Origin of the sequence: Actinocorallia sp. API 0066, assembly GCF_020991275.1 — a bacterium.
Lineage (GTDB): Bacteria > Actinomycetota > Actinomycetes > Streptosporangiales > Streptosporangiaceae > Actinocorallia.
Genome location: NZ_JAJLQY010000005.1, coordinates 395,905 through 421,874, shown reverse-complemented (window position 1 = coordinate 421,874; position 25,970 = coordinate 395,905). Strand labels below are relative to the sequence as shown.

Here is a 25,970-nt window from a genome sequence, read left to right as displayed (position 1 = left end):
CGCACAGCGCAAAGCGCGCGTCAAGAGAGGACAGGAACCCGGAATCGCAGGTAATGGCGGGGGATGATCTTGCGCGTGGCGTCGTTGAGATCACTTGTCCTGACCCTGCTCGCCGCGTCCGTCCTGGGCGGCACCGCGACGTCGGCGCACGCTTCGGGCGGGACGTACACGCCCGCGCAGGGCGCGCTGTTCAGTAGGCCGACGGCGGCGGGCGCCGGGTCGGAGAACGTCATCAGGGACCACCTCATCGCGCTCATCGACCACGCGTCGCCCGGCTCGTCCATCAAGGTCGCGATGTACCTGTGGCGGGACAAGGCCATCACCGACGCATTGGTCAGGGCGAAGAACCGGCGCAAGGTCACCGTTCAGGTGATCATGAACAACTCGTTGGACAGCGACTCGCAGGAGCACTTCAAGGACCTGCGCAAGCGGATCGGGACCTACCGGCCGGGCTTCACCGAGACGTCCTGGGCGGGAGAGTGCGTCCGTACCTGGGGCTGTCTCGGGACGGGCATCCACCACAACAAGTTCTTCCTGTTCTCGCGCGTGGGCAAGGCCAAGGACGTGGTGGTGCAGAGCTCGGCCAACCTGACCCTGGAGGAGCGCACCGAGTTCTGGAACAACGCCTACACCGTCGCGGACTCCGGCCTGTACGGGATCTACGACTCCTACTTCGAGCGGCTCAGGGAGGGCGTCGGGCGCGTCACCACGCCCGACGACGACGCCTACACGCACGCCGTCAGCGGACGGCACCAGCTCTACACGACGCCCAGCGCGGGCACGACCGATCCGATCTCGGACGTCCTCGACCAGATCGTGTGCAGCACCGACCCCAAGAAGCCGACCCGGATCAGGGTCGCGATGTTCAAGTTCGGCCTGATCCCCGTGGCGGAGCGCCTCGCCGCGCTCAAGGCGACCGAAGGCGGCCACTGCAGGGTGCGCGTCGTGTACGGCAACTTCGGCACCAACCTGGCCACGGTCTTCCGCATGGAGGCGATCCTGCGCAAGGGCACCAACCTGGCGCGGGTCTGCGAGGGCCTGATGACGGTCCACTCCAAGTACATGACGATCGACACGGGGGCGGGCAGCTTCGAGGGGGTCACCCAACGCAAGGTCGTCTTCACCGGCAGCTTCAACTACATGCCCTACGACCTGCGCCGCAACGACGAGACGGTGCTGCGGATCGACGACCGCAAGGTGCACGACCAGTACGTCCTGGACTTCGAGAAGGGCATGGTCGCCCGCTGTTCCAAACCGTGGTGGAAGGGCGACCGTTTTGCAACGCGGTGAGCTGTCGCTTATGACGTGATGTCCGATATGTTGCGCTCTACTTCACGGTAACCGTGGGGTACCCCCGAGTAGGGGTCGCTGAATGGTGAGTGCAGCACGGTGAAGCTTGAGAATTTCGGTCGGCTCCTAACGGGTGCCGTCACCTCCGTCCTCCTGGGCGTGGGACTCCTGGGCGCCCCGGCCACGGCCGCCGCCGGGCCCGTCCCGGCCGACGGCGGAGCCCGGATCATCGAGACCGTTCACGTCACGCCCCGCACCGTGGACATCACCATCGACACCCCCTCGATCACCGCGATGGACCCCAAGGCGCGCATCCTGCTCCCGGAGAGCTGGACCCCCGACGCGACCCGCACCTGGCCCGTCGTCTACGTGCTGAGCGGCGGCCCCGACGTCTACACGATCTGGACCGAGAAGACCGACATCGCCGAGACGGCCGCCAAGGACGACGTCATCGTGGTCATGCCGGACTCCGGGCAGAGCCAGGGGTTCGTCGACTGGTACAACGGCGGCAAGGGCGGCTCACCCAAGTGGGAGACCTTCCACACCCGCGAGCTGCGCCAGCTCATCGAGCGGAACTACCACGGCGGCGTGAAGCGGGCCGTCATGGGGATCTCCTCCGGCGGCTCGGGCGCGATGATGTACGCGACCCGCAACCCCGGCCTGTACAAGCACGTCTCGTCCTTCAGCGGTGTCCTGCACCCGACCAAGCCCGGCGTCCCGGCGATCATGCTGCTGTCGGACCTCACCATGGGCCAGGTCGCCAACCCCTGGAACAAGCTCGGCGACCCGCTCTTCGACCGCTGGAACTGGCTGGAGCACGACCCGTACGTCAACGCGGCGGCCCTGCGCGGCACCGGCGTCTACATCTCCGCGGGCACCACCGGCCTGCCGGGACCGCTGGACCCGCCCCCCGGCGTGATCATCGATCAGTACGGCCTGCCTGAGGCGTTCGTCTACTACGCCGCCGGGATGGGCTCGGAGAAGCTCGTGGGGATGACGAACAAGGACATGGCGGCCCGGCTGGAGGCCATGGACATCCCCGCGACCATCCGCCTCTACGGCGACGGCCTGCACAACTGGACGTACTGGAACCGCGAGTACAAGATCGCCTGGCCCGAGGTCATGCGGGCGCTCGGCCTCTGACGACGGTCAGGCGGCGGCCTGGCAGCCGGGGCACAGGCCCCAGTAGATGACGTCCGCCTCGTCCACGGCGAAGCCCGCGGCGTTGGCGGGCTCCAGGCAGGGCGCGTGGCCCACGGCGCAGTCCACGTCGGCCACCGCGCCGCACGCGCGGCACACCAGGTGGTGGTGGTTGTCGCCGACGCGGGACTCGTAGCGGGCCGGGGAGCCGGCGGGCTCGATGCGACGGAGTAGGCCGGTGTCCGTAAGCGCGTTGAGCGCCTCGTAGACGGCCTGGGTGGAGACGTGGCCCACGCGGTCGCGTACCTTGCCGGCCACCTCCTCGGCCGTCAGGTGCCGGGCGAAGCGCAGCGTCTCCAGGATCGCCACCCGGGCCGACGTCACACGCAGCCCCACACCGCGCAGTTGGGCAGCGGAGTCCACCTTCTCGGTCACAATCACTACTCCACCCCATAAACACGACATAGTCAAAAAAACAAGACGATCACGGCTGTTCCGGGAACAGTACGAACCCATGCCAACCGGACAGCCTGGTGGTGCGGCACGTGCCCGGTCGGGGGATGATGGACCGGTGACGGAGACGGGGACCCCACTGCGGAGGAAGCCCGCTCAGCGCCGATCGGCCGAGCGGGTCCAGCGTATGCTCGACGCCTGCGCGGAGATCCTTGACGAGGCCGGCTATGACGGGCTCTCTACCACCCGGATCGCGCAGCGCGCGGGGGTGGCGATCGGCTCGGTCTACCAGTTCTTCCCCGACAAACGGGCCGTCGCCCAGGCGCTGGCGCTGCGCAACCTGGAGGAGTTCGGCGGCCGGATCGGGGCCATGCTGGACGAACGGCAGGTCGAGAGCTGGTCGGGCCTCGTAGGCAGGGCGATCGACATCTTCGTCGAGATGCACCGGACCGTCCCCGGCTTCCGGGTGCTGCGCTTCGGCGACGTCGCCGACCAGCACCTCCTCGACGAGTCCGCCGACAACAACGCCGTCGTCGCCCGGCGGCTCCGCGAGCTGATCGTGCCCGCCGCGGGCGTCCCGGACGGGCCCGAGCTGGAGCGGGCGTTCGCGATCACCGTCGAGTCCGCCGACGCGCTCATCAAGATGGCGTTCCGCCGCGAGCCCGAGGGCGACGACGCGGTCATCGGCGAGGCCAAGCAGATCATCCAGAACTACCTTTCGGGCTATCTCGAACGCTGATCCACCCCCTGACATGCGCTCACGCGGTCGAAAACCACGATTCTCGGACATTACGTCTTTGCTGCGTCCAACGCCTGTCCACACTGCCACCATGGAGCCATGACCGGTGACGAGCTGGCGCGGCCGCGGAGCGGGTCCGTCGGAGGTATCCCCTTTGTGGCGCTGCCTCCTACCGCGGTGGACACGCCGCCCGGCGACGGCGTCATCGTGTCCTTCCACGCCTTCGACCCGCCGCGCACCGAGGCCGCCATGGCCGCCGCGCTGCCCATGACCTCGGTGCCGGTCTGGCGGGTCTACCTGGGGCTGCGGCTGCCCGGCGACGTCGCCGACCGCGACTACGTCAGGCTGCTGGGGAGCACGGTCGAGCGGGCGGCGGGCGAGCTGCCCGAGGCCGTCGCGGCGCTGCGCGGGCTGCTGGGGTGCGGCGACGGCGCGATCGGGCTCGTCGGGCACGGCGAGGGCGCGCTCATCGCGTTGCTCGCGCTGGCCGAGCGGCGGGTCGCGGTGTCGGCGGCGGCGCTGGTCGCGCCCGTGTTCAGCCCGGCCCGCGCCGTCGCCGCCCGCGAGCAGCGGCTCGGCCCGCACCCGTGGACGGACGAGACACGCGCCCTGGCCGCCCGCCTCGAAGTCTCCGACCGGGCCGCCGAGATCGCCCGGCAGGACCCGCGCGTGCTCCTCGTCAGCGGCGGCACCGACCTTCTGGTGCCGACCTCCGAGGTGATGGCTCTGCGCGACGTCCTCGCCGACGCGGGCGTCTCCACCGTCGAGGCCGCCACCTTCCGGATGGGCCACGCCCTCGCCGACGCGCCCGGCCTGGAGCCGCGCCCGCCCGTCGCCGCCGCCGTCAGCGTCGACGCCGCCCTCACCGACTGGTTCCGCAGGCACTACGCCACCACCCCCGACCACACCGCGAACGCCCTCCCCGCAGGCGTCTGAGACGCCGCCGGACCACGCGTACGGCGAGCGTCTCGTGTAGGGCGCGGTGTTGTTAGGCGAGGGTTCGTAGCAGGGCGGCGAGGGTGGTGACGGCCGTGTCGATCTCGTCTTCGGTGTTGTAGTAGTGCACGGAGGCGCGGACGCGGGCGGCGGGGGTGGGGCCGTCGTCGTAGCGGTAGGTCTGCTCCGAGACGCGGGTGACGACACCGCGCGCGGCCAGGCCCTGGACGATCGTGGCGGCGGGTGCGGAGGTGTGGCCGAAGGTGACGATGCCGCTCTTGTGCCGTCCGCGATCGTGCACGGTGATGCCGGGCACGTCGGCGAGGCCCGCGCGGAGCCTTGCCGCCAGCCCCTGGACGCGTTCGGCGATGGCGTCCAAACCGAGGTCGAGCGCGTAGCGGGCGGCGGCGGCCAGGCCGAGCTGGCCCGCGACGGACCGTTCCCAGCTCTCAAAACGCCGCGCGTCCGGCCGGAAGGTGAACGAGGACGGGCCGGTGAGGTCGGCCGCGCACAGGTCGACGACGGCGGGCTCCAACTGGTCCAGCACGCCGCCGCGCACGTACAGGAACCCGGTGCCACGCGGGCCGCGCAGGAACTTGCGGCCCGTCGCCGAAAGCAGGTCCACGCCCAGCGCGCTGACGTCCACCGGAAGCTGCCCGACGGACTGGCAGGCGTCCAGCAGGAACAGCGCCCCGTGCGCCCTGGCCAGCGCCCCCACCTCGGCGGCCGGGTTGATCAGCCCGTCGTGCGTCGGGACGTGGTTGAGCGCGACCAGCCGGACCCCGCCGCGCCCCAGGGACTCCTCCAGGGCCGTCAGATCGATCGTGCCGTCCGCGTCGTCCGGGACGACCTCCGTGACCGTGCCGTGCCGTCGCGCCGCCTGAGCGTACGCCAGGGCGTTGCTGGAGTACTCGCTGGTCGTGGTGAGAATGCGGTCGCCCGGTTTGAAGGGGATCGCGTAGAAAGCCTGGTCCCAGGCGCGGGTGGCGCTCTCGGTGAACGCGATCTCGCCGGGCGCGGCGCCGACGAGCTCGGCGAGCGTGCCGTAGCTCGCGGCGAGCCGCCCGGCGGCGGCGTCGGCGGCCTCGTACCCGCCGATCTCCGACTCCAGGGTGAGGTGCGCGACCACCTCCGCGAGGACGGGCGCGGCGGCCAGCGCCGACCCCGCCGCGTTCAGGTGGACGGCGTGCCGGGTGCCCGGAGTCTGTGCCCTGATCAGGTCTGTGTCCACACTCGTCCTCTCGCGGGGCTGGTACGAACCAGCATAAGGAGCCCGGCATCCTAGGGGGATGATGCGCAGACTGATCGCCGCCGGAACCCTCCTCGCCGTCGCCGGGTGCTCGTCCTCGGACGGCGACGCGCGGCCGGAGGCGGACCGGGGCACGGCGGGCGCTGTCTTCTCCGTCGCGTTCGCGGGCGACGTCGACTTCTCCGGGCCGCTCGCGGCGAAGCTGAAGGACCCGGACAAGGCGCTCGAAGCGGTCAAAGCGCGGCTCGGCAAGGCCGACGTGACCCTCGCGCACGCCAGGACCGTCGAGGCGCTGCCCGCGCTCCAGGCCGCCGGGGTGGACGCCGCGATGGTCGGCGCGGCCGAGGTGCCGAAGGACACCACGATGCCGGTGATCGGCGGCACCTTCGAACCCCTCGTCGCGTCCGTCAACGGAGGGCAGGTCGCGTTCTTCGGCGCGGAACAGGCCGTCATCGGAGACGAACGCCTCCTCAAGGCCATCAAGGACGCGAAGGGCAAGTACACCGCTGTCATCGTCTACGCCGAGTGGGGCGAGGACGGCAAGAGCTGCCCGAGCCCGGCACAGCAGGGCCAGGCCGACAAGCTCGTGGCGGCGGGCGCCGACGCCGTCGTCGGCAGCGGCGCCGGGGTCCTCCAGGGCGGCGGCCTGCTCAAGGAGAAGTACGTCCACTACGGGCTCGGCGGGTTCGTCGCCCCCGGATTCGACGCCGAAGGGCCGAGCGGTCAGAGCGGAGTGCTCACCCTCACGTTCAGCGGGTCGATCGTCACCGGCGCCGACTGGGCTCCCGCCCGGCTCACCCCGCCCGGCCTGCCCGAACTCCTGGAAGGCGAGCCCGCGCGGAACGCCTACACCGCCTGGCAGGCACTCGCCGGATGCGCGGGCCTGAAGCAGTGAACACCTCTCCGGGACCGTCGAACACGTGGCGTCCTAGGGGCGTCATCTAAGGGAGATCATGCTCTGCCATCCTGGTCGGCGGCAGAACACGCGTCGCCGGAGGGGGCGGAACATGCGGGGAAAGATGATGGCGGTCTGCGTCTCCCTGGCGCTCGCCGCGGCCGGGTGCAGCAGCGGCGAGGACAACGGGGCGGCCGTCGGGGAGACGTCGCCGCCGCCCGTCAAGGAGTCCTCGGCGCCGCCCAAGCCGGTGAAGGAGCCCATCACCCTGGCGTTCGGCGGCGACGTCCACTTCGAGGACTACCTGCGCGCGCGCTTGAACCAGCCGAAGACGGCGTTCGGGCCCATCGCGCGGACCCTGCGCAAGGCCGACTTCGCGATGATCAACCTGGAGACGGCCATCACCGAGGGCGGCACCCCCGCTCCGGGCAAGCAGTTCACCTTCCGGGTCGCGCCCACCGTGTTCCGGGCGCTGCGCGCGGCCGGTGTGGACGCCGTCAGCATGGCCAACAACCACGGCATGGACTACATGGAGACGGGCCTGGCCGACTCCCTCAAGGCCATCAAGAAGTCGAAGTTCCCCACACTCGGCATCGGCAAGGACGCCGACGAGGCGTACGCCCCCCACCGCGTCGAGATCAAGGGCAACAAACTCGCCGTCCTCGGCGCCACCCAGGTCCTGGACGACCACCTCATCCCCGCCTGGACGGCCACCGACACCCAGGGCGGCCTGGCCTCCGCCAAGGAGGTCGCCCGCATGGTCCAGGCCGTCAAGGCCGCCCGCAAGGGCTCCGACCTGGTCGTCGTCTACCTCCACTGGGGCCAGGAACTGGCCACCTGCCCCTTGCCCCGCCAAGAGGAGTTGGCCAACCAACTCATCAAGGCCGGCGCCGACGTCATCGTGGGCGGCCACGCCCACGTCCCCCAGGCCGGCGGCTACCTCAAGGGCCGCTACGTCCACTACGGCCTGGGCAACTTCATCTTCAGCTCCGCCAACGGCCAAACCGCCAACTCCGGCGTCCTGGTCCTCAAAACCAAAGGCCGCAAAATCCTAAAATCCACCTGGAAACCCGCCCGAATCTCCTCCGGCCTCCCCACCCTCCTCCAGGGCCCCGCCGCCAAAACCGAACTCACCCGCTGGCAGTCCCTCCGCTCCTGCACCACCCTCACCCCCACCCCCAACGCCTGAGACCCACACGATTTACGCAACACCCCAGATTTTTTTGCGACTTTAACGACAAAGCCGACAATTGTTCGGGTCGCACTGTGCTGACGAATTTGTTTTTCGCCAAACCCTGTTAAAGTCGCCGCATGCCGGGTACATCACACGTACGCCGTGCCGCCTGCCGCTGCGGCCCCCCACCCGAATTCTGCATAGCCGACAAAACACCCCTCACCCAACACGCCTGGAGATCGGATGCCTTCCGCAACCAGCCGCGTATTGATCGGGAGTTGGCCGTATCCCTGCTGATTGGTAATCATTGGACTCCCGAGACCGCCAGCAGGTACGTTCTTCGAGGGGAGTCGCCAACGCCCAAGAAGCTGGCGAGCGTCGCGCTCAGGGTGACGACCGCTGGCAGGCTGCGCGAGGCGGGCTTCGCCGTGGTCCACACGACGGGAAAGATCAAGGACAGTCCACACGTCTCTGTGGTCTTCCCCGCGGTCAGGCCGTTCGACGAGTTTGAGGTTCCCTGGCCCCCTGCGGTGTCAGAGCGGTTCGGGGCGTGTTTCACTGGAGATGGCGAGAGAGGAGGTGCAGCGGCGTGAATCATGACGAGATGGTGCAGCGTGGTCGGTTGCCGTGGGCTCCTCGGGCCGGTTCGGGTGATCTTGAGGTGTGGCAGGAGTACGAGGTTCCGCAGGTCGGCACGTTCCGGCTGGGGGGTCAGGTCGTGCTGTTCACCTCGATCGACGTGGCGTCGGCCCGCACGACGGTGTGGGCGTACCGTGTCCTGTCGCCCGCCGAGGCGGATGCCGCCGCCGATGTCACCTTCGGCTCGGCCGAAGAACTCAAGGACTACGTGGACGCCCTGTTCCGCCACCAGAAGGCGGTACTGGCGCTGGCAAGCGATCTGCTGATCGACAAGTGGGCCCCCGTGGACGTCGGCGACGACCTCCTCAAAACCGCGGTCGGTTTCCTGGGCGACCTACTGAAGGCGACGGCAACCCCCCGCGAGGCGTTCCGAGGCGCCGTAGCCGCCGTCGAAACCGTCCACTCCGACTTCGCCGAAGCCTGACCCACCCCACTCCCAGCCCCATTCGGGTGAACTCGATGCAAGTCTCGGGGGCGTCGCCACCGGCGTTTCCGGCGCACGGCGTGGTCCACGCAGCCCCGCTGATGTCGATTCCGTACAGGTCGTCCTTCATGGCCTTCTCCTTGGGGAGGAAGGGGGTAACCGTCTACGTCAGCTTCGGGTTTGTGCGTGGTGATGGGACAGCGTTATGCAGAGATATGCAGGAACATCAGCGGAGGTCTTGGAGTGCGGCCTGGATCAGGGCGCGGGCCTGGGTGCCGTGGACGGCGGAGGCGGTGAGGACGGCGAAGGCTCGTTCGTAGACGGCTATCTCCGAGGGTTGGGTGATCGTCACCTCGGCGGTCAGCAGTTCGGTGATGACGCGCTCGGCGTCGTAGATCCAAAAACCGTTGAGCGGCCATATCGCGTCGCGGGGAGCGGCTGAGGGGATGACACCGAGTGAGACGTTCGGGCGGGTCATCACTGTCAGGAGGTGACTCAGCTGCGTCGCCATCGCCGCCGCTCCGCCGTAGCGGGTGCGCAGAGCCTGTTCCTCGATGATGACGGCGAAGGTTCTGTGCCGGTCTTCCAGGACCTTGCGGCGATACATCCGCGCTTCAACCGCCTCGTCCAGGTCGTCAGGGATGCGGTTGAAAGAGATCACCGATCGCAGGACGGCCTCGGCGTACGCGGGCGCCTGGAACAGTCCGGGCACGATGGCGGGTTCGTAGAGGCGGAAGCGTGTGGTCCGCTCCCACAACGGGAGATAGGACTCCTGAACCTGGCGTAGCCCGTTGCGCTGTCTACGCTTCCAGTCCGCGTAGGCCGACGACACGGTCAGGGCGACCGCTGTCAGATCCTCGACCTCGTCCTCGGCGTCGCACAGCCGACACCACACGCGGAGGTCCTCGACGGAGGGCGACGTGATGGTGTGTTCCAGCTTCGACACCTTGGTCTGATGCCAGCCGGCCGCTCGGGCCAGGCCGGTGGCGGTGAGGCCCGCCCGGACACGCAGGTCACGAAGCCGATCGGCCAGAGCCTGACGGGCCTGCTGCACCCCGGAGTTCGGCGATGGACGGGGCGCGGGGTCGTCGCTGATCTGGGATGCCTTCGGCCGTCCGTCGCCGTCGAACACGTTGAACATGATCTGCCGCGAGTCGACCATCCACAGGTCGTTCCCGGGCAGCCGCAGATCGGTCGCCTGGTCGCGGGACAGCCAGCGGACCTCCTCGCCGCATTCCAGCTCCTCGATCGCCCGACGCAGCACCGGGATCATCCTCGCAGGAATCCGGAGCACGTGGGCGAGTGCCCTTGACCGCTGTCGGGGTCCGTCCCGATGAACGTGAGAGCCACAACGACCTCCCAGGTCAGCCGAATGCAGGGCTATGCATGGAGTGTGCCGAGCGTCGCCGTCCCGCAAACCGGCATGGCCGGGCACGGCCATGTCAGAAGTGTCGTGTTCGGGTGGGGGGTTCTGGGTTTTGGGTGAGGTGGTGGTCGTGCCAGCGGCGGGCGGCGGCGACGGAGGCGTTGGTCCAGGCGTCGAGTCTCGGTTTCCATTTCGAGCGGGCGGTGCTCTGGTAATGGGCGACCGCGTCAAGGTCGCCCAGCCCGAGGGTTTTCCAGACGGGGAGCTCGGCCAGGATGCTTTCCGCGTCGTAAGGGGTGTGTCCGCAGGTCATGAGGCACTGCGCGAAGGCCGTCGCGTCCCACCACGGCGCGCCGCGTTTGTAGCGCGCCCAGTCGAGCAGATAGGCGCGGCCGTCCGGCGCGACGCGGACGTTGCCGGGGTTGAGGTCGGTGTGCGCCAGCGCCCCGCCGCCGAACCGATGCGCGTCCTCCGGCCGGGCATGGGCCGAAAGGTCCATCTCCCGAAGCGGGATCGTGGGGCAGGGGGTTTCGCTGAGTCTGTCCAGCAGGTCGAGCACGAGGGGGATGTCCGGTGAGAGCGGTGAGTAGTCGGCCCGCCGTCCTTCGACGTGGTCGAACCCGACGATCAGCCATCCGGCTTCTTCTACCTGAAGCCGGATCTCTGGTGAGAGGTGGGTGACGTGCTGGTTGATCACGATCTCCCGCCGCAGTTGCCTGGCCTTGAGGTCGTCGTCGAGCTTCGCGCCTTTGACGAACAGCCTGCCGACCCCGGCCTCCACCGTGACGGTGAGGTCGGAGTTCAGCCCCTCCGAGACCGCCTCCACCTCCGTCACGTCACCCACCTCCCGCTGAACGGCGTCCCGAACCTCGCGAGGCAGCCCCTGCCACCGAACCTTCGTCATATCGCTGAGCCTGCCAGAGGTCGAGAACGAATACGGGTCAGACGGAACCGAGGAACGCGCTCAGCTCGGCGTCGCTGAAGCGCATCGGGGTCATGCCCGGCTGCTTGGAGTCGCGGATGGCGATGCCGCCGGGGAAGCGGGTGAACTCCATGCAGCTCTCCTCCTCGTCGCTCTCGGTTCCGACGTTTCCGGCACACGGCGTCGTCCACGCCGCCCCGCTGATGTCGATTCCGTACAGGTCGTCCTTCATGGCTCCTCCTCAGAAGCCTTCCCGCGCGGGTTCGCGCGGCCTTAGGACCGAAAGTAGGCGAGGGGCGGCGGACGCTCCTATGGGTTTTCACTTGTTTGTGCTCGGGCTCGCGCGGCTTCGATCAGGGCTCGCGCGGCGTCTCCGTAGACGGCCATGTCGGAGAGGAGGGTGAAGGCTTTTTTGAAGGTGTTCAGTTCTTCGGGGCGGCTGGTTCTGAAGCCGCCGGACCACATGGGCGAGCGGACCATCAGGCCGTCGAAAAGGTAGAAGGGCTCTCCCGGTGGCACGGTTCGCGGGGGTCCGGCGGGGATGACGCCGAGTGCGACGTTGGGCAGCGTGGTGACGCCGAGAAGGAACGTGAGCTGTTCGGCGAGGACCTCGGGGGCGCCGAAAGTGAGGTCGAGGACCCAGGACTCGATGACGAAGTGGTAGGTGTTCCGTGACGAGCCCGATGTCACGAGCCTCTGTTTTGGCAAACGGGCCTCGGCGGCGGCCCTGGCCTCGCTCTCGGGAAGCCCGTACATGGCCTCGGCTGTCCGGAACAGCGCGTAGACGTAGTCGTGGGTCTGCAGGATGCCGGGGACGCATTTCGACTCGTAGACGGCGAGTAGCTTCGTCCCGTCGTAAAGACGGTCCTCGCGCTGGTGGAGAAGCCTTTGGCCAGCTCGAAGCTCCTCGCGCCACTCCACCCACATCCGCTCGACCTCCAGCCGAGCGTTCTTCAGGTCGTCGATCTGGTCTTCGGCGCCGCAGGCACGGCACCACGCCTCGATCTCCGAGTTCCTGATGCCGTAGGTGCCGCTTTCGATTCTGGAGATCTTGGAGTTGGACAGCCCGGTTCGGCCGCTCAGCTCCAGCCCCGTCAGCCCGGCCTGAATCCGGAGGTTCCTGAGGCGTTGCCCGAAGTCCTTCTTGGCCTCGGCCGCACGGGTGGACACAGTGGATCGTGCTCAGTCCGGGTGGTACTCGGGCTGTGGGACGCCGAGTTTCCAGACGGCCTCAAAAGAGGTGAGGCAGAACTCGATGACGTCGGGGTCGGTGGAGAGTTGCCGGTCACATACCTCGTGTTCGGGTGAGAAGACGTTGAAGGTGGCGGTTGTCCGGTCGAGTAGCCAGAAGTCGTTTCCCGGCAGGGCGACGGCGGACAGGAGGCGTCGCGGGACGAACCGCACCTGTTGCCCGGCCTCGTGCAGCATTCCGGCCAGCGGATATCCCCAGCGGTGGTAATCCGAGAGCGGTTCGGAGACCACCTTTGCGGTGCGGTAGGTCTTTCCGTTGGCCGTGTCCGCGCGGATCCTGTCGCACCAGGGCCTCATCCAGGCACGGTAATCGGCCTCGTCCCACGGTTCACCGGCCTTCCAGGCGGCGAACTTGTCGACCTCGCCGCCGTTCGTGGCGTAGACGTCGCGCAGTTCCAGGTGGAGGGCCTCTTCCCTGAACGTCCTGAGCAGCTCGTCGCGGTCGTCAGCCGAGATCGACTCCATAGCGCTCCTTCGCGTACCGCCGGACGAACTCCTCCATCAGGTCGTCGGGGAACCAGAGATGCCCCTCATCGGGCTTCAGTGAATCGACCGCCGCCATCCGTCAAGACCGGGGCCGCCCATGGGGGCAGCCCTCGCGGTTGGCGAGGGCTGGGTGGGGCGGGGCTGGGGTCAGGGGGTGGGGTGGGGGGAGCGGAGGGACTGGGTGAGGGCGCGGAAGGCGGCGCGGGGGAAGGCGTGGACGTGGCCGTTGGGGTGCTTGGAGTCACGGATGGCGATGACTGTGGGGAGGGGGGCTACCTCGACGCACAGTTCGCCCTGGCCGCTGCTGTGACTGCTTTTGCGCCACTGGGCTGTGGACACATCCAGCTTCATTGTAGGTACTCCTTCAGGTGTTTCTTGATCAGGTCGAGGGACGCTGCGTGCGGTAGCGCCTCGCCTGCAAGGATTCCGAATCGTGTATCGCCTCGTGCGACTATTTCTGGATCTTCTATTACCTGAGATAGCTCAGGCGGTTCGACGTACATGAGCCCTGAGCCATCCTCGAACCCCAGGAGGGCGAATATGCCGTCAAGTGCCGCGTAAGTCACCGAGGAAAAGGGTAGTACCCAGATCCGGACGTTGGGCCTGTCGGCGATTTCGATGATCTGTTCGATCTGTTCCCGCATGACTTGGGAACCGCCCACCGGGGTGATCAGCGCAGCCTCGTGGATGATGAACTGGAACTCGGTGTACGGGACCTTGGTGAGGATGCGCTGGCGATCCACACGGGTCGCGATGCGTTCCTCCAGGACGTCAGGAGTATGACCTGCGGCCACCATCAAGGCACGGGCGTAGTTCTCGGTTTGCAGTAGGCCGGGAATGACCTGGGGTGAGAACTCCCGGACCGATGCGGCGACTTCCTCCCGGACAAGGTACTCCGAGAATCCTTGGGAGAAGTTGACAAGTCTTCCGGCTCGGATGATGTCCTCGCGGAGTTCGATGAACTCGGGGTCCTTGAAGTAGGTGGCGCAGTCTTCGGCGAACTTCTCCGAGATGGATTTGTCCGTTGCCTCCATCTTGTGGAGCCATTGGGCTGAGTAGCCCATTTCTTCTGCGAGGCGTTCGAGGGAGAACCGGCGCGCCTCACGCTGTCTGCGGAGCTTCGCGCCGAAGTAGGCGCGGAGCGAGCCGGGTTTCCTGCTGTTGTGGCGAGGCATCAGAGGGTCGGCCTCCGTATCAACCATGGCGGGTGGGTGATATTCGGCGGCCCGTGGGTGATGGATCGTCACTGCGGGGGCAGCCGGAGGTGTCACCAGTTCATTGCCGACCGTATCCGGGCTCGTAGAGGCTGGTCTCAGAAATCGCGCAAATCGCGGTATGAAACCTTCCGTCGTCCGGTTCTGAGGGCCGGTCGGCGCTGATCCGAGAGGAAAGATGCCATGTCCACCGTTCCGCCGTCCTTCGAGGAGTTCGAGTCGTCGGTTGAGTTGGCGTCCGGGTGTCCGTCCTGGTGTGGGGAGCCGCACCCCGCCGACGAGCCGCACTTCGGGCCGGTGGCCGGGTTGTCGGCCGGGTCGCCCGGGGGCGGGTCGCTTGAGGTGGTGCTCGAATGCGTCGTCGGGGACTCGGGGGACGACGCGTTCAGCCTCACGATCGAGACCCCCTACTGGGGGCTTCCGGAGAGGGGGCCCGCCATGTTGACGCCCGCGCAGGTCGTGGAGATGCGGGACGCGCTCGACCGGCTTCTCAAAGCCTCCGGGCACCGCGCCGCCTAGCCCGCTGGGACGGGCAGGGCCCGGCCGCTCCGAGAGCGGCCGGGCCCGAAAAGAAGTAAGGGCTATTCGCCTTCTTCGAATTCGAACTTGGCGGGGACTTCGACCTTGCTGTTGGCGGTTTCGTCGCCGAAGACGATGCCGATCTCCCGGTGGGCTTCGAGGGTGATCTTGGACGGGTCGTCGGTGACTTCCTTGCCGTCCACGTAGAACTTGAGGGTGTGGGTGGCGTCGGTCTTGAACTGGCCGATCTGGGTCTTGGAGAGGGGGATCTCCCAGATGTCGAAGACCTGCTGGAGGGTGAAGACCTTGTCGGGGCTGAACGACTCGACGTGCAGAACACCGCGGGTGTCGTGCGTGTGGAGTTCGGCGATGTTGCCCGCGGCGTCGATGCCGAGGTTCGCCGGGATCTGGACCTGCTCGCCGTTGACGAACAGCGACAGGTGCGCGTGCACGTGCCGGGCCTGGCCCTCCATGCCGAGCTTCACGTCGAGGCCGAGTTCCTTGGCGCGCTTCACCGGGTCGGCGGGCAGCGCCCACGGCGGGCCCGCCTCGACCCGCGCCTGGTTGGCCTTGGCGGCCCGCGCCTCCTGCTCCTTCTGGTCCTTGTTGATCGCCCAGAAGGCCCCGCCGCCGAGGGCGCCGACGATGACGAGCACCACCGCGAAGGTGATGATCCAGCGGACGCGCTCCCGCCGCTTCTCGGCGGCGCGCATCGCGGCGACGCGTTCCTTCGCGCTGCCGCCCGCCTTGCTCTTGGTAGCCACTTGCCTGGTCCTCCGGGGATCGTCACGGGTCATGGTCGGGCATGCCCCCGCTCAAGGATAGGTAAGAGCTTGGCCTCCCCAGGCCCTCCGGCGCCACCCCCCACGGGGCTCCGGCACCGGCCGCCGCCGCCCGACATCCCCGGAAATGGCCGTGGAAAGGGCTGGGGGAAAACACCGGAAATCCGTTTCCCGGGGAATTCTGAAACGCTTCACTTCCTGTTCAAGGAACGCGTGGTTTCCCTTTCCCGACCCGCTGACCTGTACTAACGTCCTCGCCCGACGGTGCCGTCGAAAGGGGCGGTCTCACGAGTCCGCAGGGGGATGGGGAAATGAAGAACTCGACGAAGGCCCTGGTCTGTGCCAGTGCGTTCGCGCCGGTGCTCGCCCTTGTGGGCGCGCCGGCCACGGCCGCGGAACGCGAGTTGGAGCCCGCCGCGATCCTCGCGCAGGGCACCGGGCTCGTCGCGAACCAGGCACGGCCCGTCGTCCAGCTCGTCGAGGGCGTCGAGGTCCGCAAGGAGGGCATGGACGTCGCCCGGGGCCTCGCGGTGGTGCAGCAGCTCAGCAACAGCACGCAGCAGGTGACGGCGCTGCTGTCCGGCGTGTCCGCCAAGCCCGACGCGCTCAACCTCACCAACCTCGGCAGCCGCTGCGCCGCCGCGCCGGACGGGACGCTGACGGGCGGCGCCGTCGTGCACGGGACGGCGGCCGGGCGACGGCTGCCCGAGACGCCCGCCGCGGGCACCCGGATCCCGTTGAAGAACGGCGCCTACGCGATCCTCAACCACCAGACGGCCGACGCGCTCGGCGGCGAGGTCGTCGGCCTGCGGCACGTGGACGCGGGCGGCCAGGCCACCGACTTCGCCGTCTCGCGCTGCTCGGCGGCCCGGGTGCCCGCGCCCGCCGACCCGGTCGGCAGCCTCCTCAACGGGGTGCTCGGCGGCAAGAACCCGCTCGGCGACCTGCTCGGCGGCGCCACCGGCGGCGGCGGTGGCGGCGGCAAGCCCAAGCCCGCGATCAAGGGCGGTGTCCCGGTGAAGGGTGGCGGCGACCTCATCGGCCAGGTCACCGGATCCGGGACGAACAAGGACATCCTCGGCCAGCTCACCGGCACCCTGTCGCCGCTCGGCCGCACCGCGGGCGGACGGCTCCCCGACCGGGACGCCGACCTGTCGTCGCCCGTCCCGGCCTCGGCGCTGCGGGCCGACGGCGACCCCGTCGCGCTCGGCACCCCCGCCTCGATGCTGCTCGGGCCGAACAACCCGCTGATGAAGGCGGTGCTGGGCAGCCTGACCGGCATCGGCGCGGCCGCCAAGTCGGTGAACCCGGGTGGCGCGGGCGGCAAGCTGGGCGGCCTGCCCGGCCTGCCGGGGCTCACCTCGATGGAGGCGGGCCAGATCGGACTGCCCACCAACCCTCTGGGCTAGTCCTTACGCGCGCGGAGGCCGCGTTGTCCCCACCGGGACGGCGCGGCCTTCCGCGTTCCGGTCAGCCCTGGGCGGCGAGGTCGGCGGCGAACGCGGCGGCGGCGCGGCGCATCACCGGGATGACCTTCTCGACGGCTTCGGGGGTCATCCTTCCGCTCGGCCCGGAGACGGAGAAGGCGGCGAGCGCAGGGGTCTGCGGCAGAGGCATCGCGACGCAGCGGACGCCGAGTTCCTGTTCCTCGTCGTCGACGGCGTAGCCGCGCGCCCGGATCTCGGCGAGCTCGGCCATGAGGGCGTCCGGGTCGGTGAAGGTGCGGGGGGTGCGGGCGGGCATCCCGGTGCGGCCGACGACCTCCCGGGCCGTCGCCTCCGGCAACTGGGCGAGCAGCGCCTTGCCGACGCCCGTGCAGTGCGGCAGGACCCGCCGCCCGACCTCGGTGAACATCCGCATCGAATGCCGCGACGGCACCTGCGCGACGTACACGACCTCGTCGCCTTCGAGGACTGCCATGTTGGCGGTCTCGCCCAGTTCGTCCACGAGTCCGGCGAGGACGGGCCGGGCCCACGTGCCCAGCAGCCGGGACGCGCTGTCACCGAGCCGGATCAGCCGGGGCCCGAGCGCGTACCTGCGGGACGGCCCCTGCCTGACGTACCCCTGCGCGACGAGCGTCTGGAGCAGCCGGTACGCGGTGGGCATGGGCAGCCCGGACCGCTCGGTCAGCTCCGTCAGGGCGAGCTGACCGCCCGCGTCCGCCAGATGTTCCAGCAGCTCGAAGGCCCGCTCCAGCGAACGCACACTCATGGCCGCCAGTGTACGGAAACCGGTTTTCGCTTCGTGAAAGAGGGCGGGCGGGGTTAGACGGGCGGCGGCGCGGGGCAGGAGACCCGAAGCCCCCCAGGTGATCTTCGAACGACGCGGGGAGGCGGCGTGAGGCGGGCATGCGGCACTGCGGTCGCGGCGGGACTGTCGGCGGGCCTGGTGGCCTGGCCGGTGGCCGCCTGGAGCAGCAGCGGCAAGGACCGGCCCTCGGGAGAGGAGAAGGTCGAGGTCGCCGCGGCGGTCGAGGCCGTCGCCAGAACCGGGGACACCGTCTTCTACGAGGTGGAACTGAGGGTGCCGGAGGGGGTGGCGCGCGACGTGCGGCTCGCCGTCTCGGCGGCGGCGCCGAACGCGCGGTGGACGGCCCACCCGGCCGACTGCCTGGCCGTGGACACCGGGCTCAGTTGCAGCCCCGGCGAGGTCCAGGGCACCGTGCGGCTGTCGCGCTTCGGCGTGCGGGCGCCCGGCGGGCCCGGCCGGATCACCGCGACGGTCGCGGCCGCCAACGCGCCCGGCGTGCTGGTGAGCGCCGAGCCGGGGGTGGGGCCTGACCCGGCTGTCCAGGGGTCCTCATCGCAGACGAGCTCGGCGGACGCCTCGGTCGCGCCACCTCCGCCGCCACCGGTAGGCGACGCGGACTTGGACGCCGACCTCGATTCCGAACTGGACGCGGACGCTGAGACCGACCTGGACGCTTCGGGCGACGCGGTGACGCCCACTCCGGCGGCTCCCGACGGGACGTCCGCTCCGGCGGTTCCGGGCGGCAAGGACGCCTTGGGCGACGCGGCGACGTCCTACGCGGTGGCTCCGGCCGTTGAGGACGACGACGAGGTGATGACGCCGAGGCCGTCGCCGAGTGCGGCGGCGCCGAGGTCCGGGCCCGAGGGGCGGCCGGCAAAGATCTGGGACGACCCGTCCGCGTGGGGTTCCGCCTCGAAGTCGCCGAGCCCGGCCGTGACCGGGGCCGCCGACAAGAGCCCGGCTCCGGCTCCGACGCGGCCCAGGCCCCGGTCGTCGGGCGAGGAGGGCAGGACGCCGGTGGTCGCCGCCGCGCCCGCCCCGCAGGCCAAGCCCACGACGCAGGGCCCGACGACGGCGGCCGTCAAGAGCCCGGTCCAGGCTCCGGCGCCGAGGCCGACGCCGACGCCCAAGCCGTCCGGGGAGGACGGGCGGACATCCGGGAGCGAGGGCACGGCCCCGAGGCCGAAGCCGAGCACGGTCGCGCAGGCGCCGCGCTCGAAGCCCAGGACGGCCGGTGAGGGACGGGTGCCGCCGCGCAAGCCGGTCGGGAAGGCCGCCCAGGACCCCGGAGTCGCGCCGCCGAAGTTCGGGTCAGGCGCGTCGGGGCCGGGCGGCGGCCAGTTCACGGACGAGGAGCCGGGTCCGGCGTTCGCGCTGGACGGCGTGGTGTTCGAGGACGAGACGGACTACACGGGCCAGGCGACGCCGTCGCGGGCCGACGGCACCGGCCCGGTCTTCGGCGAGACGGCCCAGGGCGGCCCCGCCCGGCCGTCCGCCGCCGGGCAGGACAGAACGCCCGTCTTCGGCACGGGCCAGGGCGCCCCGTCGCCCACCGCACCCGAGGCCGCGCAGGACGACCCCGCCCGGTCCGGCAAACCGCCGGTCTTCGGCACGGGCCAGCGCGCCCTCGCACCAACGGCACCCGAGGCCGGTGTGCCGGTACTGCCGACCGCGCCGACCGCGCAGGACGGCTCCGGCGCCGACGCCGGGAGCGCCCAGCCGCCGGGCGCGTCGCTCACCCAGAACGGATCGGTCGCTGGCGCCGGAAACGCGCCGGGGACGCCGGTCGCCCAGAACGGGTCGGTCGTGGCCGCCGACGGCACCCAGGTGCCGGGCGGGCCGATCGCGCAGAACGGGTCGGTCGCGGGGGCCGGAAACGCGCCGGGGGCGTCGGTCGCCCAGAACGGGTCGGTCGTGGCCGCCGAAGGTGTGCAGGTGCCGGGTGAGCCGGGAGCGCAGGGGCCCCATGTTTCGGGGGCGCAGGACGGGATTCGGGGCGGGGTGCCCGGTGTGGCGCTGCCGCAGGTCGGGTCGGTGCCTACGGCGGTGCCGCAGGGGACGCAGGGGTTGACGCCTCGGGTGGTGGTGCCTCGGGCGCCGCAGGCGGTGAGCCAGGTGCCGCAGGTGCCTCGGGCCGTGGCGCAGCCGCCGGTGGTCGCGCCTCCGGCGTTGCCGCAGCTTCCGCAACTGCCGCAGTTGCCCCAGGTGCCGCAGGTGGCGTTGCCGCAGGCGCCCGTGGCGGTGTCGGCGCCCGTGGCGCCGCAGGGGGCGGTGCCGCTGCCTGCGGCGGTGGTGCCGCAGGTGCCGGTGGTCGGGACGGTGCCGGGGCAGTTGCCCGGGGCGGTGCCGGGGCAGGTGCCGGTGGCCGGGGCGGGGCAGGTGGCGCTGCCTGAGGTGGCGGGGCAGGCGCAGTTCGGGGTGGCCGGGCAGGCGGGGGTGCCCGCTGCGGCGTTGCCGTCGCTTCCGGCGGCGGCTCCGGCCAGTGCCCAGGCCGAGGTGGCGCCCGAGGCGAAGCCGGCGCAGCCGAAGCTGGTCGAGCACGCCGCGTTCTCGTTCAAGGCGGACGACCTGTGGGACGAGACGGAGGAGCGGTCGGCCTGGCTGACGGTGCTGGCGATCGCCGTCGTCGGCGAGGTCGTGCTGCTGTGGTTCACCATCGCGGTCGGCGTCTGGCGCAGGCGACTCACGGTGAACGACGGTTACTCTCTGCGCCGGAAGAAGCGGCGGTAGGCCAGGGGGGCGAGGGGCGGGCCGAGCGAGAGCAAGGGCAGAAACCGCAGGTCAACGAGGTAGGTTCACCGTCTTGTCATCCATCTGACAAAAGGCCGGGAATCGAATCGTCGTGGCGGTTAGTGACCCTCGGACCTTACGGTCCGGTAGCCTCGCGAGGTCATACCCACGCCCCCCTGGAGTCCTTGATGGCCTTGGGTTCGCTGCTCCCCGATCTCGATCGACGGCCCCTGGTCGGCCTGCTGGCCGAGCATGCCGTGACCAAGCCGGACGCCAGGGCCTTCACGTTCGTCGACTACTCCGTCGACCGGGACGGCGCCAAGCACACGCTGTCCTGGGCGCGGGTGTGGCGACGGGCCAGGGCCACCGCCGTCGCGCTGCTCGAACACGCCGACGAGGGCGACCGCGCCGCGCTGCTCCTCCCGCAGAGCCTCGACTACCTGGTGACGATGTCGGGCGCGTTCGCCGCGAAGGTCGTCGCCGTCCCGCTGTTCTCGCCGGACCTGCCGGGCAACGCCGACCGTCTGATCCGCGCCTACTCCGACGCCGCCCCCTCGGTGATCGTGACGACGTCGGCCGCGCTCCCCTATGTCGAGAAGTTCCTGGACGAGCACGACGTGCCCCGCCCGCGCGGCATCGTCCTCTCGGACGAGATCGACGAGGCGGCGGGCGACTCCTACGTCCTCCCCGAGATCGGCCCGGACGACCTCGCTTATCTCCAGTACACGTCGGGCTCCACCAGCGCGCCCGCAGGGGTGGAGATCACCCACGGCGCGTTCGCCGCGAACGCCCGCCAACTGTGGACGTCCTGGGACCCGCCGGAGATCGAGACGTGCGAGGCGGTCAGTTGGCTCCCGCTCTTCCACGACATGGGCCTGGTGACGGCTCTGGCGCTGCCGCTCGTGCACGGCAACCACGTGATCCTCGCCGATCCGATGTCGTTCCTGATGCGTCCCGTCCGGTGGCTGCGGCTGCTGTCTGAGTGCCCGAACGTGTACACGGCAGGCCCGAACTTCGCTTACGACTACGTGTCGGGCCAGGCCAACGAGAAGAGCCTTGAGGGGCTCGACCTCAGCGGCCTGAACGTGTGCCTGAACGGGGCCGAGCCGATCCGGCCGTCCACGGTCGAGAACTTCACGAAGGCGTTCGCGCCGGTCGGGCTGCGGCCCGGCGTGCTGCGGCCCGCGTACGGGCTGGCCGAGGCGACGGTCTTTGTGTCCGGCAGCTTCGTCACCAACCCCGACCCGGACGTGCCCGCCCGGATGCTGAACGTGGACCGGGAGGCCCTCACCCAGGGCCGGATCGTGCCGTCGGACGCCGAGAACGCGCAGCCGCTCGTGTCGTGCGGCGCGCCCACCGGCCAGTTCGTCGCGATCGTGGACCCGGAGACGCGCCGGGAGAGACCGGACGGCACCGTCGGCGAGATCTGGGTGCACGGCCCGAACGTCGGCCGGGGCTACTGGGGCAACACCGAGCGCAGCGCCGAGACGTTCGACGCCGTCATCGAGGACGCGCAGGGCATCCCGTCCGGCGGCTGGATGCGCACCGGCGACTTCGGCGCGGTCCACGCCGGCGACCTGTACGTCACCGGCCGGATCAAGGACCTGATCATCGTGGACGGCCGCAACCACTACCCGCAGGACGTCGAGGTGACCACCGAGGCGGCCTCGGCGGCGATCCGGCCCGACCACGTCGCCGCGTTCGCGATCCCCGGCGCGGAGACCGAGCGGCTCGTCGTCGTCGCCGAGCGGAACCGGCGGCTTCCCGTCGCCAGGCTCGACCTCGCCGAAGTGGAACGCGCCGTGCGCGCGAAGGTCAACCAGGTCCACGAGATGCACATCCACGAGTTCGTGCTGATCGAGCCCGGATCGTTGTCCCGGACGTCGAGCGGCAAGGTCGCCAGGGCCGCGAACCGCGACCGCTACCTGAGCGGCGACCTCGTCAGGACCGCCGACCGGCTCGCGCGCTAGCGCCAGGCAGGAGACTCCGCATGTACGGCTGGGGACGCTTCGTCCATCGGTACCGCTGGCTGGTGCTGTTCCTGTCCGTGCTCATGACGGTCGGCGCGGGTTTCTGGGGCCTCGGGGTGTTCGCCCCAGGTGTCCTGAAGAACGGCGGTTTTGAGGACCCGAAGGCCGACTCGACGGCCGTGTCGCGGACCGCGTCGATGGTCTGGGGCGGCGCGAACCCCGACGTGATGCTCGTGTACCGCAGCGCGGAGCACAAGGTCACCGACCCGGAGTTCATGGGCGCCGTCCTCACCACCGTGGGACGGCTGCCCAAGGCGAACGTCAAGCAGATCTTCAGCTACTGGCACATAGAGGGCAGCACCAAGGAGGCCAAGGAGGGGCGCGAGAACATCGTGTCCCATGACGGGTACAGCACGCTCGTCATGCTCGTCCTCCAGGGCGACGACGACCCTCTCAAGGCGGACGCCGCGAAGGTCGCCGACCTGGAGGAGGTCAAGAAGCACATCGACGCGCCGGGGCTGACCGTCCAGGTCGGCGGCGCGATCCAGATCGGCAACGACTTCCTCCACCAGATGCAGGCCGACCTGGTGAAGGCCGAGATCATCTCGCTGCCGCTGGTCCTCATCATCGGCCTCATCGTGTTCGGCAGCGTCGCCGCCGCGCTCCAGCCGGTGTTCCTGGCGATCTTCTCGATCCTCGGCGCGTTCGCCGTCATGCGCGCGACGACGTACGTCCTGGACGTGTCCAGCCTGACGACGTCGCTCGTCACCATGCTCGCGGTCGGCCTCGCGATCGACTACTCCCTGTTCATCATCAACAGGTTCCGGGAGGAACTGGGCAAGGGGCGTGACGGGCCGACGGCCATGGGCGTCACCATGGCGACGGCCGGACGGACCGTGATGTTCTCCGCCGTCACCGTCATGGCGTCGATGGCGGGCCTGCTGCTGTTCCCGCAGATGTTCCTGAAGTCGATCGGCATCGCGGGCAACGCGGTCATCGTGGTCGCGCTGATCATGTCGCTGGTGATCCTGCCCTGCATGCTGTCGATCCTCGGGCCGCGCATCGAGTTCGGCCAGATGCCGTGGCGCAAGCGCCGCAAGCGCAAGCCACGGCCGGAGGAGCAGGGCACCTGGTACCGGCTCGGCCAGAGCGTCATGCGCCGCCCGTTCCTGTACTTCGTGGGCGTCAGCGCGGTGCTCGTCGCGGGCGTGACGCCGTTCCTGCACGTCGAGTTCGGGCTGTCCGACATCAGGTCGCTGCCGGAGGGCATGCCCGCCCGGGTCGTCGTGGAGACCGTCCAGAAGGACTTCTCCGGCGGTGTCCTCGACCCGATCGACGTGCTGCTCGAAGGCGCGCTCGTGCCGAAGAACTTCACACCGGGCAAGGACGCGTTCCCGGAGAACCTCGCGAAGTTCCGCGACCGGATCGCCGCGATGCCGGGCGTCACGGCCGCCCAGTTCACCAACCAGAGCCGTTCGGACGGCCTGGTGCGCATGCAGGTGACCTACGAGGGCGAGGCCAACGACCCGGCCACCAAACAGCTCGTGCGGGACCTGAGGGCGCTGGACAACCCGACCGACCGGCCCGAGGCCGTCAACCACATCGTGGTCGGCGGGTCCACCGCCGTCCAGATGGACCTCATGGACAGCCTCGCCCGCTCGCTGCCCAAAACGGCGATCTTCGTCGCGGTGGCGATCTTCCTGCTGCTGTTCGCGGCGTTCGGCTCGATCCTGCTGCCGATCAAGGCGGTCATCATGAACCTCCTGTCCATCGGCGCCTCGTTCGGCGCGATGGTCTGGGCGTTCCAGGACGGCCACCTCGCGGGACTGCTCGGCTTCACCCCGACCGGCTCGCTGGACGCCAACTCCGTCATCCTCGTGCTGGCCATCGTGTTCGGGCTCTCGATGGACTACGAGGTGTTCCTCCTCAGTCGCATCCGGGAGGAATGGGACAACACCCATGACAACCGGCGGGCCGTCGCGCGCGGGCTCCAACAGACCGGCGGGATCATCACCAGCGCGGCGGTGCTGCTCATCGTCGTCGTCGCGGCCTTCTCGACGGCGAAGATCACCACGGTGCAGCAGCTCGGCGTCGGCCTGCTCGTCGCGATCGTGGTGGACGCGACGCTGGTCCGGTCGCTGCTCGTCCCGGCGACCATGCGGTTCCTCGGCGACGCCAACTGGTGGCTTCCCGGACCGCTGAAGAAACTGCACGCGGCGATCGACCTGCGCGAGGTCCACGACGTGGACATCCCGGGCGAAGGCGGCAAGGGCGGCCCGAGTAAGTCGCCGGTGACACCGGCGCCCGCCGCGGCACTGAACGGACAGAACGCGCGTCAGGGTCGGCATCGGGGCGGTCACCGCCGGGCCACGCGCGGCATCGTCCCCCTCCAGGGCGGCGGCTTCGCCTGGTCGGACAGACCGGTCAAGGTGGGCGCCCCCCGACAGGGTGGACAGCCGCGACGGAGACGTGAAATCGTGCCCAACCCGGACGGTCCGGGATGGCACTGGCGCGAGGTGGAGGATGATTATGCGCGGTGAACCCCTGCGTCGTGTAGGCGTCCTCGTCGGGGCCGTCGTCCTGGCTGTCGGGCTCGTGCCCGGCGCCGCGACGGCCAAGCCCAAGTACAAGCCAGCCCCGACCGGCGCGACGATCACCAAGTTCAGCTACCTGACCAAGAACAAGCGGCAGGCCGACATCACGGTGAGGTCGCCCTCGCTGCCGGGAGTGAACCCCAAGGTCAGGCTGCTGCTGCCGAAGAAGTGGTCGCGGAACTCCAAGCGCACCTGGCCGATCGTGTACCTGTACCACGGCGGCCACGACGACTGGCGCTCCTGGACGCGCAAGTCGTCCATCGCGTCCATCGCGTCCAAGTACGACGTCATCGTGGCGATGCCCGAGGGCGCCAACGGCTCGTATACGAACTGGTACAACTACGGCAAGTACGGCACCCCCAAGTGGGAGGACTTCCACATCAAGGAGGTCATCCCGCTGCTGGAGCGCAACTTCCGCGCGTCCAAGACGGCCGCCGTCATGGGCAACTCCTCCGGCGGGCAGGGCGCCATGACGTACGCCGCCCGCTACCCGCGCAAGTTCAAGTACGCCGCCTCGCTCAGCGGCCTCCTGCACCTCAGGGCCCCGTTCATCCCGCAGTTCCTCTACCAGATCAACTCCGGCAACGGGCAGGACCCGAACGCCATCTGGGGCCGCTACCCCGCCGACGCCGCGAACTGGCGGCTGCACAACCCCTACGATCTCGTCGAGGGGCTGCGCGGCACCAAGATCTTCTTCTCCTCCGGCACCGCGGGCCAGCCCGGACCCGGCGACCCGCAGGACCTCCAGCCGTGGGACATCGGCCTCGTCGCCGAGCAGTGGACCGGCCACAGCGTCAAGTACTTCAGGGACAAGCTCAAGGAGAAGGGCATCCCCTACACCGCGCACCTGTACGCCAAGGGCACGCACAACTGGCCCGCGTGGAAGCGCGAGACGGCCTGGGTCTGGCCACGGATCATGAAGACGATCGGCGCCAAGAAGTACTGAC

Annotated in this window: 25 protein-coding genes; 14 read left to right on the top strand and 11 right to left on the bottom strand. The window is 69.7% G+C overall.

The window, feature by feature from the left end:
* Positions 1–75: 75 nt before the first annotated feature.
* The gene (locus LO762_RS15540) at positions 76–1,290 is read left to right on the top strand and encodes a phospholipase D-like domain-containing protein (protein WP_230615687.1); all 1,215 of its coding nucleotides are present in this window, start codon (positions 76–78) and stop codon (positions 1,288–1,290) included.
* A 99-nt stretch (positions 1,291–1,389) separates the two neighbouring features.
* Positions 1,390–2,433, top strand: coding sequence for an alpha/beta hydrolase family protein (locus tag LO762_RS15535; protein ID WP_230615685.1), 1,044 nt, complete (start codon positions 1,390–1,392; stop codon positions 2,431–2,433).
* Positions 2,434–2,439: 6 nt separating this feature from the next.
* On the opposite strand, the gene LO762_RS15530 is transcribed toward LO762_RS15535, so the two are convergent.
* Positions 2,440–2,853 carry a Fur family transcriptional regulator gene (locus LO762_RS15530; RefSeq protein ID WP_374201565.1) on the bottom strand — a complete coding sequence of 138 codons (414 nt, stop codon included), beginning with the start codon at positions 2,851–2,853 and terminating at the stop codon, positions 2,440–2,442.
* 148 nt (positions 2,854–3,001) lie between these two features.
* On the opposite strand from LO762_RS15530, the gene LO762_RS15525 reads away from it, so the two are divergent.
* A complete protein-coding gene (locus LO762_RS15525; protein WP_230615680.1) occupies positions 3,002–3,622 on the top strand; it encodes a TetR family transcriptional regulator in 621 nt (206 codons plus the stop codon).
* A 99-nt stretch (positions 3,623–3,721) separates the two neighbouring features.
* Positions 3,722–4,558 (top strand): YdcF family protein, encoded by an 837-nt coding sequence (locus tag LO762_RS15520; RefSeq protein ID WP_230615678.1) that lies wholly within the window; start codon positions 3,722–3,724, stop codon positions 4,556–4,558.
* Positions 4,559–4,610: 52 nt separating this feature from the next.
* Here LO762_RS15520 and LO762_RS15515 read toward each other — a convergent pair whose 3' ends face one another.
* The gene (locus tag LO762_RS15515; RefSeq protein ID WP_230615676.1) at positions 4,611–5,789 is read right to left on the bottom strand and encodes an aminotransferase class V-fold PLP-dependent enzyme; all 1,179 of its coding nucleotides are present in this window, start codon (positions 5,787–5,789) and stop codon (positions 4,611–4,613) included.
* A gap of 58 nt (positions 5,790–5,847) precedes the next feature.
* Here LO762_RS15515 and LO762_RS15510 point away from each other — a divergent pair, with 58 nt between their 5' ends.
* From LO762_RS15510 to LO762_RS15495, 4 genes are all read left to right on the top strand, one after another.
* Entirely contained in the window at positions 5,848–6,702 is an 855-nt protein-coding gene (locus LO762_RS15510) for a CapA family protein (RefSeq protein ID WP_230615674.1), read from the top strand.
* A 112-nt stretch (positions 6,703–6,814) separates the two neighbouring features.
* Complete coding sequence (locus LO762_RS15505) at positions 6,815–7,891, top strand: CapA family protein (RefSeq protein ID WP_230615672.1); 1,077 nt, start codon at positions 6,815–6,817, stop codon at positions 7,889–7,891.
* A gap of 263 nt (positions 7,892–8,154) precedes the next feature.
* Positions 8,155–8,469, top strand: coding sequence for a hypothetical protein (locus LO762_RS15500; RefSeq protein ID WP_230615670.1), 315 nt, complete (start codon positions 8,155–8,157; stop codon positions 8,467–8,469).
* Positions 8,466–8,939 (top strand): hypothetical protein, encoded by a 474-nt coding sequence (locus LO762_RS15495; RefSeq protein ID WP_230615668.1) that lies wholly within the window; start codon positions 8,466–8,468, stop codon positions 8,937–8,939. Before LO762_RS15500 ends, LO762_RS15495 begins: the two co-directional genes overlap by 4 nt.
* 226 nt (positions 8,940–9,165) lie before the next feature.
* On the opposite strand, the gene LO762_RS15490 is transcribed toward LO762_RS15495, so the two are convergent.
* The 7 genes from LO762_RS15490 to LO762_RS15460 all read right to left on the bottom strand — a co-directional run bounded on the left by LO762_RS15490 (position 9,166) and on the right by LO762_RS15460 (position 14,166).
* Positions 9,166–10,203: a helix-turn-helix transcriptional regulator gene (locus LO762_RS15490; RefSeq protein WP_230615666.1), complete on the bottom strand. Its 1,038-nt coding sequence runs from the start codon at positions 10,201–10,203 to the stop codon at positions 9,166–9,168.
* Between the two features lie 178 nt (positions 10,204–10,381).
* On the bottom strand, positions 10,382–11,140 hold the full coding sequence (locus LO762_RS15485; RefSeq protein ID WP_230615664.1) for a hypothetical protein: 759 nt from the start codon (positions 11,138–11,140) through the stop codon (positions 10,382–10,384).
* A 106-nt stretch (positions 11,141–11,246) separates the two neighbouring features.
* Entirely contained in the window at positions 11,247–11,459 is a 213-nt protein-coding gene (locus tag LO762_RS15480; protein WP_230615662.1) for a DUF397 domain-containing protein, read from the bottom strand.
* 77 nt (positions 11,460–11,536) lie between these two features.
* Positions 11,537–12,397 (bottom strand): helix-turn-helix transcriptional regulator, encoded by an 861-nt coding sequence (locus LO762_RS15475; protein ID WP_230615660.1) that lies wholly within the window; start codon positions 12,395–12,397, stop codon positions 11,537–11,539.
* Positions 12,398–12,409: 12 nt separating this feature from the next.
* Complete coding sequence (locus tag LO762_RS15470; protein WP_230615658.1) at positions 12,410–12,943, bottom strand: DUF6879 family protein; 534 nt, start codon at positions 12,941–12,943, stop codon at positions 12,410–12,412.
* 168 nt (positions 12,944–13,111) lie between these two features.
* Positions 13,112–13,315: a DUF397 domain-containing protein gene (locus LO762_RS15465; RefSeq protein WP_230615656.1), complete on the bottom strand. Its 204-nt coding sequence runs from the start codon at positions 13,313–13,315 to the stop codon at positions 13,112–13,114.
* Entirely contained in the window at positions 13,312–14,166 is an 855-nt protein-coding gene (locus LO762_RS15460) for a helix-turn-helix transcriptional regulator (protein ID WP_230615654.1), read from the bottom strand. Before LO762_RS15460 ends, LO762_RS15465 begins: the two co-directional genes overlap by 4 nt.
* Before the next feature lie 195 nt (positions 14,167–14,361).
* Between LO762_RS15460 and LO762_RS15455 the strand changes: the two genes are divergently transcribed.
* On the top strand, positions 14,362–14,697 hold the full coding sequence (locus LO762_RS15455) for a hypothetical protein (protein ID WP_230615652.1): 336 nt from the start codon (positions 14,362–14,364) through the stop codon (positions 14,695–14,697).
* 62 nt (positions 14,698–14,759) lie between these two features.
* Here the strand turns inward: LO762_RS15455 and LO762_RS15450 are convergent, their stop codons facing one another.
* On the bottom strand, positions 14,760–15,461 hold the full coding sequence (locus LO762_RS15450) for a hypothetical protein (protein ID WP_230615650.1): 702 nt from the start codon (positions 15,459–15,461) through the stop codon (positions 14,760–14,762).
* A gap of 329 nt (positions 15,462–15,790) precedes the next feature.
* On the opposite strand from LO762_RS15450, the gene LO762_RS15445 reads away from it, so the two are divergent.
* Positions 15,791–16,888 (top strand): hypothetical protein, encoded by a 1,098-nt coding sequence (locus tag LO762_RS15445; RefSeq protein WP_230615648.1) that lies wholly within the window; start codon positions 15,791–15,793, stop codon positions 16,886–16,888.
* 61 nt (positions 16,889–16,949) lie between these two features.
* Here the strand turns inward: LO762_RS15445 and LO762_RS15440 are convergent, their stop codons facing one another.
* The gene (locus LO762_RS15440; RefSeq protein ID WP_230615646.1) at positions 16,950–17,690 is read right to left on the bottom strand and encodes an IclR family transcriptional regulator; all 741 of its coding nucleotides are present in this window, start codon (positions 17,688–17,690) and stop codon (positions 16,950–16,952) included.
* Between the two features lie 126 nt (positions 17,691–17,816).
* On the opposite strand from LO762_RS15440, the gene LO762_RS15435 reads away from it, so the two are divergent.
* The 4 genes from LO762_RS15435 (at position 17,817) to LO762_RS15420 (ending at position 25,969) form a co-directional block, all read left to right on the top strand.
* Complete coding sequence (locus LO762_RS15435; RefSeq protein ID WP_230615644.1) at positions 17,817–20,459, top strand: hypothetical protein; 2,643 nt, start codon at positions 17,817–17,819, stop codon at positions 20,457–20,459.
* Between the two features lie 188 nt (positions 20,460–20,647).
* Positions 20,648–22,429: a fatty acyl-AMP ligase gene (locus tag LO762_RS15430; RefSeq protein WP_230615642.1), complete on the top strand. Its 1,782-nt coding sequence runs from the start codon at positions 20,648–20,650 to the stop codon at positions 22,427–22,429.
* 20 nt (positions 22,430–22,449) lie between these two features.
* On the top strand, positions 22,450–24,969 hold the full coding sequence (locus LO762_RS15425; protein WP_230615640.1) for an MMPL family transporter: 2,520 nt from the start codon (positions 22,450–22,452) through the stop codon (positions 24,967–24,969).
* Positions 24,959–25,969, top strand: a complete 1,011-nt coding sequence (locus LO762_RS15420) for an alpha/beta hydrolase family protein (RefSeq protein WP_230615637.1) — start codon at positions 24,959–24,961, stop codon at positions 25,967–25,969. Before LO762_RS15425 ends, LO762_RS15420 begins: the two co-directional genes overlap by 11 nt.
* Position 25,970 lies beyond the last annotated feature (1 nt).

Bases quoted from the DNA above. Each gene is read 5' to 3' on its own strand.
- LO762_RS15520 (WP_230615678.1), top strand. From the start codon at position 3,722: ATGACCGGTGACGAGCTGGCGCGGCCGCGGAGCGGGTCCGTCGGAGGT.
- LO762_RS15510 (WP_230615674.1), top strand. From the start codon at position 5,848: ATGATGCGCAGACTGATCGCCGCCGGAACCCTCCTCGCCGTCGCCGGG.
- LO762_RS15505 (WP_230615672.1), top strand. From the start codon at position 6,815: ATGCGGGGAAAGATGATGGCGGTCTGCGTCTCCCTGGCGCTCGCCGCG.
- LO762_RS15480 (WP_230615662.1), bottom strand. From the start codon at position 11,459: ATGAAGGACGACCTGTACGGAATCGACATCAGCGGGGCGGCGTGGACG.
- LO762_RS15470 (WP_230615658.1), bottom strand. From the start codon at position 12,943: ATGGAGTCGATCTCGGCTGACGACCGCGACGAGCTGCTCAGGACGTTC.
- LO762_RS15465 (WP_230615656.1), bottom strand. From the start codon at position 13,315: ATGAAGCTGGATGTGTCCACAGCCCAGTGGCGCAAAAGCAGTCACAGC.
- LO762_RS15460 (WP_230615654.1), bottom strand. From the start codon at position 14,166: ATGGTTGATACGGAGGCCGACCCTCTGATGCCTCGCCACAACAGCAGG.
- LO762_RS15455 (WP_230615652.1), top strand. From the start codon at position 14,362: ATGTCCACCGTTCCGCCGTCCTTCGAGGAGTTCGAGTCGTCGGTTGAG.
- LO762_RS15445 (WP_230615648.1), top strand. From the start codon at position 15,791: ATGAAGAACTCGACGAAGGCCCTGGTCTGTGCCAGTGCGTTCGCGCCG.
- LO762_RS15440 (WP_230615646.1), bottom strand. From the start codon at position 17,690: ATGAGTGTGCGTTCGCTGGAGCGGGCCTTCGAGCTGCTGGAACATCTG.
- LO762_RS15430 (WP_230615642.1), top strand. From the start codon at position 20,648: ATGGCCTTGGGTTCGCTGCTCCCCGATCTCGATCGACGGCCCCTGGTC.
- LO762_RS15425 (WP_230615640.1), top strand. From the start codon at position 22,450: ATGTACGGCTGGGGACGCTTCGTCCATCGGTACCGCTGGCTGGTGCTG.
- LO762_RS15420 (WP_230615637.1), top strand. From the start codon at position 24,959: ATGCGCGGTGAACCCCTGCGTCGTGTAGGCGTCCTCGTCGGGGCCGTC.